This window comes from Gemmatimonadota bacterium, from assembly GCA_022560615.1.
GTDB lineage: Bacteria > Gemmatimonadota > Gemmatimonadetes > Longimicrobiales > Gaopeijiaceae > UBA1138.
Map to the genome: position 1 here is coordinate 40,620 of JADFSR010000031.1, position 9,187 is coordinate 49,806.

7 protein-coding genes are annotated in these 9,187 nt (G+C 63.3%); 6 read left to right on the forward strand and 1 reads right to left on the reverse strand.

The window, feature by feature from the left end:
• The first annotated feature begins 4 nt into the window (after window positions 1-4).
• Window positions 5-2,248, forward strand: a complete 2,244-nt coding sequence (locus IIB36_15375) for a carbohydrate binding family 9 domain-containing protein (protein MCH7533118.1) — start codon at window positions 5-7, stop codon at window positions 2,246-2,248.
• Here the strand turns inward: IIB36_15375 and aroF are convergent.
• Window positions 2,220-3,260 (reverse strand): 3-deoxy-7-phosphoheptulonate synthase, encoded by a 1,041-nt coding sequence (gene aroF, locus IIB36_15380; GenBank protein ID MCH7533119.1) that lies wholly within the window; start codon window positions 3,258-3,260, stop codon window positions 2,220-2,222. The two genes, IIB36_15375 and aroF, sit on opposite strands and share 29 nt — an antisense overlap.
• A gap of 261 nt (window positions 3,261-3,521) precedes the next feature.
• Between aroF and rpiA the strand changes: the two genes are divergently transcribed.
• From rpiA to IIB36_15405, 5 genes are all read left to right on the forward strand, one after another.
• On the forward strand, window positions 3,522-4,226 hold the full coding sequence (rpiA, locus tag IIB36_15385) for a ribose-5-phosphate isomerase RpiA (GenBank protein ID MCH7533120.1): 705 nt from the start codon (window positions 3,522-3,524) through the stop codon (window positions 4,224-4,226).
• A complete protein-coding gene (locus IIB36_15390; protein ID MCH7533121.1) occupies window positions 4,223-4,885 on the forward strand; it encodes a ribulose-phosphate 3-epimerase in 663 nt (220 codons plus the stop codon). The genes rpiA and IIB36_15390 overlap by 4 nt, the downstream gene beginning before the upstream one ends.
• Window positions 4,886-4,971: 86 nt before the next feature.
• Window positions 4,972-5,337: an Hpt domain-containing protein gene (locus IIB36_15395; GenBank protein ID MCH7533122.1), complete on the forward strand. Its 366-nt coding sequence runs from the start codon at window positions 4,972-4,974 to the stop codon at window positions 5,335-5,337.
• Window positions 5,334-5,705, forward strand: a complete 372-nt coding sequence (locus tag IIB36_15400) for a response regulator (GenBank protein MCH7533123.1) — start codon at window positions 5,334-5,336, stop codon at window positions 5,703-5,705. The genes IIB36_15395 and IIB36_15400 overlap by 4 nt, the downstream gene beginning before the upstream one ends.
• A complete protein-coding gene (locus IIB36_15405; protein MCH7533124.1) occupies window positions 5,687-9,070 on the forward strand; it encodes a response regulator in 3,384 nt (1,127 codons plus the stop codon). Before IIB36_15400 ends, IIB36_15405 begins: the two co-directional genes overlap by 19 nt.
• Window positions 9,071-9,187 lie beyond the last annotated feature (117 nt).

Consider the following 9,187-nt stretch of genomic DNA (forward strand, 5'->3'; position numbering starts at 1 on the left):
ATACATGACCCCGATCCTCGCGACCGTGGCCCGCGTTCTCCTTCTTCTGGCGCTCGGGCTCGCGATCGGTGCGCCCGTTCTACTCGTGGCCCAAAACAGCGCACCGGTTGCGAACGCCACCCGCGTGGAAGAAGCGCCGACGATCGATGGCATATTGGACGACGCCTCGTGGACGGGAGCGAGTCGGCTCGGGGACTTCGTACAGCGTGATCCGTTCGAGGGAGAACCTGTCAGCGAGCGGACCGACGTGCGGGTCATCTACGACGACGAGGCCGTCTATATCGGAGCCTGGCTCTTCGATCGGGACCCAGATGGCATCGTGTACGGGGAGGCCCGCCGAGATGCCGATCTGAGGGACTCGGACGCGCTGTTGCTGCTCTTCGACACGTATCTGGATCGGCAAAACGGCTTCCTCTTCGCCACGACACCCGCCGGCATCGAGTACGACGGACAGATCACGCGTGAGGGGCAGGGCGGAAGGGGCCGGGGAGGAGGGAACCGGCAACAGACGGGCTCCGGAGCTGGCTTCAACGTCAACTGGGACGGCAGCTGGCAGGTGGCGACGACCCGTGACGGCGAGGGCTGGTACGCCGAGTTCCGCATTCCGTTCTCTACACTTCGCTACGGCTCCGGCGGTGCGCAGAGGTGGGGCTTCAACGTGGCGCGCCGGATCCGGCGCAAGAGCGAAGAAGCCTTCTGGTCGCCGGTGGCACGGCAGTTCAACGTCTTCCGCGTCTCGAGCGCCGGCGTACTCGAGGGGTTCGACGCTCCCGCCCGTAGAACGGCCACGTTCACACCCTACCTGCTCGGTTCCGGGCGCCGAGACTACACGGTCTCCCCAGACCCCCAAGACGACCTCGACGGTGATGTCGGCTTCGACGTCAAGCTCGTAGCCGCTTCGAGCCTCACGCTCGACCTCACATACAACACCGACTTCGCACAAGTCGAGGTGGACGAACGAGAGATCAACCTGACGCGCTTCAGTCTTTTCTTCCCCGAGAAGAGGCCCTTCTTCCTGGAGAACGCTGGCACTTTCGCCGTCGGGACTCCGCAGAGCAACGAGATCTTCTTCAGCCGACGCATCGGGATCGCAGGCGGTCAGGCAGTCCCGATTCTGGGCGGTGGCCGTCTTACGGGCCGCGTGGGCGGCTTCACCGTCGGCTTGCTCGACATCCAGACAAAGTCCGTCGAAGGCACCGCCCCCGCGAACAACTTCGGCGTCGCACGAATCATAAAGGAGCTGCCCAATCGGACCCGGATCGGCGCGGCGTTCGTGAGCCGCTACAACACAGACGACACGGACGACTACAACTTCACGACGGCGCTGGACGGACGGCTCGGTATCGGAGAAGCGCTCACCTTCGATGCGTATGTCGCCGCGAGTACCACACCCGGTATCGAGAATGACCAGACTTCTCTTGCACTGACTGGCTCGTGGACCTCACGCGACTGGGACTTCGGGGCCTCATATCGACGTGTCGGCGAGGGTTTCAACCCGGAGGTCGGTTTCTCGCCGCGGGGTGAGCATCAGTTCCAGAGCGTCCGCGCGTTGCGTCGCATCCGCGTCGACGGCGTGGAGTGGTTCAAGGAGCTCCGGCCCCACTTCTCCTACATGGAGCACTTTTCGCTGGACGGCTTCAGCGAGACGCGCACTTGGCATATCGACTCCCACTTCGAGTTCGCCAACGGAGCGTTCTTCCAGCTTCCAGGCATCAACTTCCGCCGAGAGGGCCTGCGGGAGTCCTTCGAGATCTCCGAGGGCATCTTCATTCCGGCAGGGACGTACGACAACCCCGACTGGGGCTTCCGCTACAACACGAACCAGAGTGCGCCACTCTCCGTGCAAGGCAATATTGACATCGGCGGCTTCTACAACGGCACTCGCTTCGGGACCGGGACGACCGTAACCGCGAGGGTGAGCGACACCTTCGTGGCGAGCCTGCGCTTCAACTGGTTCGACGTCAATCTGGACCAAGGCGACTTCCAAACATCACTGATCAGCTTGAAGGCGGCGTATGCCTTCACGCCGAGCATCTATCTGCAGTCGCTACTTCAGTACAGCGATCAAGCGGACTCCTTCTCCGGCAACATCCGCTTCGGCTGGCTCAACACGGCCGGCACCGGGTTCTTCCTCGTATACAACGACCTGCGCCACACGGGGTCGTTTCTCGAGACCGGCATCCCGAGGGGTCCGCTCGATCGTTCCTTCGTGGTCAAGTTCACGCGGCTTCTGAACCTCGGCGGGTAGCTATTCCGCGGCCTGCCGCCGCCACGAAGGGACGGAGACCGTCCATGAACGCATCGAACTCCGCGAAGTCGAGCGACTGATCCCCGTCCGAGGTGGCGGTTTCCGGATCCGGGTGGACCTCGACGATCAACCCATCGGCGCCGGCGGCGATCGCCGCGTACGAGAGCGGAGCGACTAGATGGCGGCGGCCACCGGCGTGCGAGGGGTCTGCGATGACCGGGAGGTGCGTCTCCCGCTTCAGGACCGGAATCGCCGCCAGATCGAACGTATTCCGAGTCTCGGTGGCAAAGGTTCTGATCCCACGCTCGCACAGGATGATGTTCGAGTTGCCTTGGCTCATCACGTACTCGGCGGCGAGCAGCAGGTCCTTGAGCGTGGCCGCCATTCCACGCTTTAAGAGCACCGGGCGCCGGAGCCGACCTACTTCGGTCAACAGCGCGTAATTCTGCATATTGCGCGCCCCGATCTGAAGCACATCCGCGTACGAGGCGACCAGGTCGACCTGACGGGTGTCCATGACCTCGGTGACAACCGGTAGGCCCGTCTCGCTACGCACATCCGCAAGCATCTTGAGGCCGTCCTCGCCCATTCCCTGGAACGAGTACGGGGACGAGCGGGGCTTGAACGCCCCACCGCGCAGCGCCCGGGCGCCGGCCGCGTGTACGTGCAGCGCTGTGGCGGTCAGCATGTCGATGCCTTCCACGGAACAGGGTCCGGCGATGACCACGATGTCGTTTCCACCCATCGTGGTGTCGCCGAGCGTTACCTGGGTGGGCTCCGCCGAAAACTCCTTAGAGGCGAGCTTGTACGGCTTGAGCACCTCGTGCACGGCCTCGACCCCGGGGATCGAGAGCAGCGGTACGTGCTCGAGCACGGACTCGTCGCCCACACACCCGATGACGGTCCGATGTTCGCCCCGAGAGATATGCGTGCGCAGTCCGAGCGACTCGATGCGCTCTCGAATGTGATCGATCTCGTCTTGTGTTACGCCCTTCTTGGTCACGATGATCATTCTGGTCGTCCTCTGAAACAAAAAAAGGCCCCCGACGGGTGTCGGGAGCCTCGGTCGCCGCTCGTGTCTGCTCAGTCGCTACGCGCGCGGACTCCGGGCCCCCCTCCTGGGAGCAAACCAGCAATACCGATATCCGCGCGCGTGCCTGTCCATAACGCAATGTTCGCAGGGGCCACCGGGGGTGTCAACCACGCCTGGTAACGGCACTCGGCGGTCCGTACATTGCGGCGACTTTTTCGCCGGAGGGATACGGGAAGCGAGATGGAACTCACGCCAGAGGAATCACTGAAGCGTCAGGCGGCCGAGCGAGCGCTCGATTACGTCGAGAGTGGGATGGTTCTGGGCCTGGGTACCGGGAGCACCGTGGCACATTTCCTCGATCTGCTTGCGGCGAAGCTCTCCCGGGGTGCGCTCTCGGACATCGTGGGGGTGCCCACGTCCATTTGGACCGGTCGCGAAGCGCGGAAGGCTGGAATCGAACTCATCGGCCTTGCCGACAGGGAGAAGGTCGACCTGACCGTGGACGGGGCCGACGAGGTGTCGCCCGATCTGGACCTCATCAAGGGAATGGGGGGGGCGCTACTCCGCGAGAAGATGGTCGCGCAGGCCTCGAACCACGTGGTGATCATCGCGGACGGAAGCAAGGCCGTAGACCGTCTCGGTACCGTGTCACCGCTCCCGGTGGAGGTCGTCGAGTGGGCCCCGGGAACGCACGCCAAATTCCTGGAGGGCCTGGGTGCAGAGGTCCGGACGCGAAGGTCGGATGATGGCCTTCCGCTCCGAAGCGAGAACGGGAACATCGTGTTGGACTGTCGATTCCCCGACGGTATCGATGATCCGGCAGCACTGGACGCGGCGCTTCAGAGTAGAGCAGGAGTCGTTGAGACGGGCTTCTTCCTCGGGCTCGCCGACGTCGCGATCCTCGCCTTCGCCGACGGCATCGAGCTCCGGGAGCGCCACGCATGAAGATTGCGCCATCCATCCTTGCCTGTGACTTCTCACGCCTGGCGGACGAAATCCAGGCGGTCGAATCGGGGGGAGCCGACTGGATTCATGTCGATGTGATGGACGGCCACTTCGTGCCGAACATCACGATCGGTCCCGTTATCACCGCGGGTGCCCGTAAGGCGACCGATCTTCCGCTCGACGTTCACCTGATGATCGAGCAGCCCGATCGTTACCTCGAGGCCTTTGTCAGCGCCGGCGCAGACTGGCTGACCGTCCACGCGGAGGCGTGCACACACCTCCATCGAACCGTTCAACGAATCCGTGAGTTAGGTGCTCGACCAGGCGTCGCGATCAACCCAGCCACCCCGCTCGCTTCGGTGACCGACGTTGTTCCGTACATCGACCTGTTGCTCGTGCTATCCGTGAATCCGGGCTTCGGGGGGCAGTCCTACATCACCACGAGCACCGCGAAAGTTCAGAACGCGCGCGCGCTCCTGGATGAGATGGGGAGCGGCGCCGAACTGGAGGTCGATGGTGGCGTGGATCCCGGAAACGTAGGGGAAATTCAGGCGGCCGGCGCTACTGTGGTAGTCGCCGGATCAGCGGTATATGGACACGTCGAGGGTGCGGGGGCCGGTGTTCGATCCATCCGTGACGCGCTGAGCGGCAAGGCGTAGCGACAGACCCGCGCGCAAGCTAGACTGTGAGCGATTTCCGCCCGTCCTCCCAGCGGCGTGGGGATGGCGACTCGCACCTCCTGACGATGACCGCTTCGACAAGCCTGGATCCGGCTGCGCTGGCGCGCCTCCGCAAGTGGGGTGGTGACAAGCTCGCGGGCCAAATGGTCAGGCTTTTTCTCGACAATTCGGGGAGGCGCATGGACCAGATCCGCGCCGGCGCCGCCGGAGGTGATGCCTGCGAGGCGGAGACGGGCTCCCACTCTCTCAAGTCGAGCGCGGCCAACGTTGGCGCCCACGTGGTGCGAGGGCTGGCCTGCGAGATAGAAAGCGCCGCGGCAAGCGGAGACATGGGCGCAGTCAGAACGATCGTGCCGGGGTTGGAGGACGCCTACAGCCAGGCGATCGCAGATCTCGAAACCATCATGGACGGAATTGAGGCAACTGAATGACCTACAAGATCGCCGTCGTCGAGGATAACCCGGACAACCGGATGCTCGTGCAGGCCCTTCTCGAGGACACGTACGAGATCTCCGAGTACGAGACCGGGGTCGACGCGATAAACGGACTAGGAAACGACATTCCCGATCTGATTCTGCTCGACATCTCTCTCCCAGAGATGGACGGGACGGAGGTCTTGGCGTGGATACGAGATCAGGACGCGCTCAAAGACATTCCTGTGATCGCGCTCACCGCCCATGCGATGTCGGGCGACCGTGAGAAGTACCTCGCGTTGGGCTTCAACGGCTACGTCACGAAACCGATCATCGACGAGGACGTCCTCTTCGGGGCCATTGAGCGTTGCCTGCCGACGGACTGATTCCCGAGCCCGAGCCTTCGGGAGAGTCGACGACGGCCCAGAGCGAAGCGCGTGCGAGGGCTTCCCTCGGCATCAGGACGGAGGACGAGTTAGCGGGGCCCGACCGTTCCGCGCAACGGGTCACGATCTACTGCATCGTGTTCCTCTTGCTGCTCGGCGGATCACTTCTCAGGGGGAACGATTTCCTGTGGACGACGAACGCCTCCATCCACACGATGATGGAGGCGATCGCCACGTTGCTGGCGTTCATCATCGGCGCGCTGGCGTTGGTTCGCTTCTACAGCCGCAAGCGGGTCACTTTCTTGTACATCGGCACCGGCTTCATCGGTGCTGGCCTGCTGGACCTCAATCACGCGTTGCTCACCAGCGACTACTTCATGGGCTTGGACGTCAACGCCCCGAACCTGTTCGCTTGGAGCTGGACGTCCGAGCGGGTCTTCTTGTCGCTCTTCCTCGCGGTCAGCGTGCTGGCGTGGCACCAGGAAGCACGCGGCGAGACCGAACGGATCGGGGAGTTATCCGTCTTCCTGTCCGCTCTCGTGCTGACGCTGATCAACCTCCTCTTCTTCGAATACGTTCCGCTGACTCGCGCAAGCTTCCCGGGGCTCCCAATCAGCCGTCCCGCCGAGCTCCTGCCAGCCATCTTCTTCGCGTTGGCAGCCTTCGGCTTCATCTACAAAGGAGGGTGGCGTCGCGACGTTTTCGAGCACTGGCTCGTGATCTCGCTTGTGATCTCCGTGCTCTGCCACGTCTCGTTCATGGCGCGCTCAGGACAACCGCACGACGCGATGTTCGACATCGCGCATATGCTCAAGATCGCGAGCTACTTTGCGATCCTGACCGGCCTCCTCTCCAGTGTATACCTGACCTTCACACGTGAGGGACGGGTACTCGAGGCGCTCACGGACAGCAACGAGGCGCTCGCTCATGAGATCGAGGTACGCACTCAAACAGAGCAGGCGGTGAAGGAGAGCAGCGACCGCCTGCAGGATTTCCTCGACAACGCGAACGACCTGATCCAGAGCGTCGATCCGACCGGCAAGTTCCTGTACGTGAACAGCTCTTGGAAACGGGTTCTCGGGTACGCGGATGACGACCTCGACGACCTGAACTTCTTCGACATCCTGAACCCGGTGGAACGGCCGCGTCTCGAGGAAGAGTTTAGACGAGCGCTCGCGGGCGAGGCGGCCCAGCGGTTCAACGTGGAGTATGTCGCGTCCGACGGGCGTATCGTGGTCCTGTCAGGGAGCGTACAGGCACAGTACGTACGCGGCACCGCCGTCGCGACTCAGGGCATCTTCAGGGACGTTACGGAGCAGAGAATCGCCGAGCGGCAACTCGCTGAATCTCGCGCAAATTTGGGCGCGCTCGTCGAGAGCACGGGCGACACGATCTGGTCGGTGGACCGGGATCAACGACTCATCACCTTCAACTCGGCCTTCGCGCTCACGGTCGAGGCGCAATCCGGCAAGGAGCCCAAGGTGGGCGGTCTAGCCGCCGACATGCATCGGCCGGAGGACGTCGCGTGGTACCGGGACCTCTATTCGAAGACGTTGGGCGGTGAGCGTCACGTCGTGCTACGCACTGACCAGAGCGAGGGCCAGGAGCGCTACATCGAGGTGTACGCGAACCCGATTCAGGCCTTCGAGGGAGTGTCTGGCGCGGTCTTCTTCGGGAAAGACGTCACGCCTCGCGTGCGCGCCGAGGAAGCTCTGCGGGTCGCCAAGGAAGAAGCAGTCGCAGCCAACAAGGCGAAGAGCGACTTCCTCGCGAACATGAGCCACGAACTGCGCACGCCGCTCAATTCGATCATCGGATTCACGAATATCCTGCTCAAGAACAAGGGCGAGCGGCTGAACGAAAAGGACCTCGGCTTTCTCACGCGGGTGACATCCAATGGCAGACACCTGCTCGCGTTGATCAACGAGGTGCTGGACCTGGCGAAGGTAGAGTCAGGCAGGATGGAGTTGATCATCGAGGATATCGATCTCGCGCACCTCTGTGTCGAGACCGTTCAGCAGCTCGAGGGTCAGGCGAAAGCGAAGGACGGCGCCATTGCTCTGATCGTCGATGTACCCAAGGAGGTCGCACTCGTCGAGACGGACTCCGCCAAGCTCAAGCAGGTGATCATCAACCTCGTCGGCAACGCGCTCAAGTTCACGCACGAGGGGTCGGTCACTGTCCGCCTCGAAACCGGTTCGGACGGGAGGACTCCCACCGCGATCTCTGTGGTCGATACGGGTATCGGCATTCCGGCAGATCGACTCGTGGCGATCTTCGAGGCATTCCAACAGGCTGAAGCCGGTACGTCCCGAAAATATGGGGGTACCGGCCTCGGACTGGCATTATCTCGCTCGATTTGCGTGCTCATGGGCTACGAGCTGATCGTGGAGTCCGAGGAAGGGAAGGGCTCGACGTTCAAGATCGTAATCGGCGAGCGCGCGAAGCCACCCGAGAAGGCAGACGTGGCGGGCAGCGACGCACTGACGGAGACAGCGGAACCAACGACGACCGCCCAGGCGTCTTGGGTGGCGGGGGCTGCCGACAGCGTCAGCCCCGGAGCGGCGCCCGGGGACGGAGGGGTCGTTGAGCCCAAAACGGGCGTCGCGGCCACCCTGAGAGACTTCCAGGTCCTGGTAGTCGACGATGAGAAGGACTCCCGTGTCCTCATGGCCCACTACCTCGAGGAGTTTGGCTGTCGGGTCATCACCGCCAAGGGTGGCGAGCAAGGCATCGCCGCGGCCCACAAGCACAAGCCGGACCTCATTACGCTCGACCTCATCATGCCCGGCATGACCGGATGGGAGGTGCTCGAGCGACTCAAGGCGGATCCGGAGCTCAAGCACATCCCCGTCGTGATCGTCTCGATCGTGGCGGGCGAGGGTCGCGGTCGATTGCTCGGTGCGGTGGATCTCGTGACCAAGCCGTTCGAGCGTGAGGACCTGTTGCGTGTGCTGTGGCGCAACCTCATCCGAAAGAGAGGCGGCCGGGTGCTCGTCGTGGACGACGAGGCCGATATGCGCACCAAGCTCGCTGAATACCTCGCCGGCCTCGGTCTCGAAGCCGTCGCCGCGGCCGATGGGAAAGATGCGCTGGAAAAAGTGCGTACCGAGGCCCCAGACGCGGTCATCCTCGACCTGATGATGCCGGTAATGGACGGTCTGGAATTCCTGACGAAGCTCCGGAAGGATCCCTTGCATGCGGGGCTGCCCGTCTTCGTGCTGACGGACAAGGTGGTCACCGACGCCGAATCCGAGATTCTCGGTGAGCTGGCCTCCGCCGTGCTTCTCAAGCGAGACGCTCCCGAGCTGCTCGGCCAACTCCTCGGATCGATCTTCAACCTCGCGGACGCCGCAGAAGGGTGATCGGAAAGGGGGGTGGGCCGCGCACATGGTGCTTGCGCGCGTTCAGGCAAGGAACGACGAGGAGTCGTAGCCGAGCGGGCACCGCCGCCGAAGGCGGTGGTCCGACGAGGAGAGACG

Coding starts and splice junctions, on each gene's coding strand:
- rpiA (MCH7533120.1), top strand. CDS start 3,522: ATGGAACTCACGCCAGAGGAATCACTGAAGCGTCAGGCGGCCGAGCGA.
- IIB36_15400 (MCH7533123.1), top strand. CDS start 5,334: ATGACCTACAAGATCGCCGTCGTCGAGGATAACCCGGACAACCGGATG.
- aroF (MCH7533119.1), bottom strand. CDS start 3,260: ATGATCATCGTGACCAAGAAGGGCGTAACACAAGACGAGATCGATCAC.
- IIB36_15395 (MCH7533122.1), top strand. CDS start 4,972: ATGACCGCTTCGACAAGCCTGGATCCGGCTGCGCTGGCGCGCCTCCGC.
- IIB36_15390 (MCH7533121.1), top strand. CDS start 4,223: ATGAAGATTGCGCCATCCATCCTTGCCTGTGACTTCTCACGCCTGGCG.
- IIB36_15375 (MCH7533118.1), top strand. CDS start 5: ATGACCCCGATCCTCGCGACCGTGGCCCGCGTTCTCCTTCTTCTGGCG.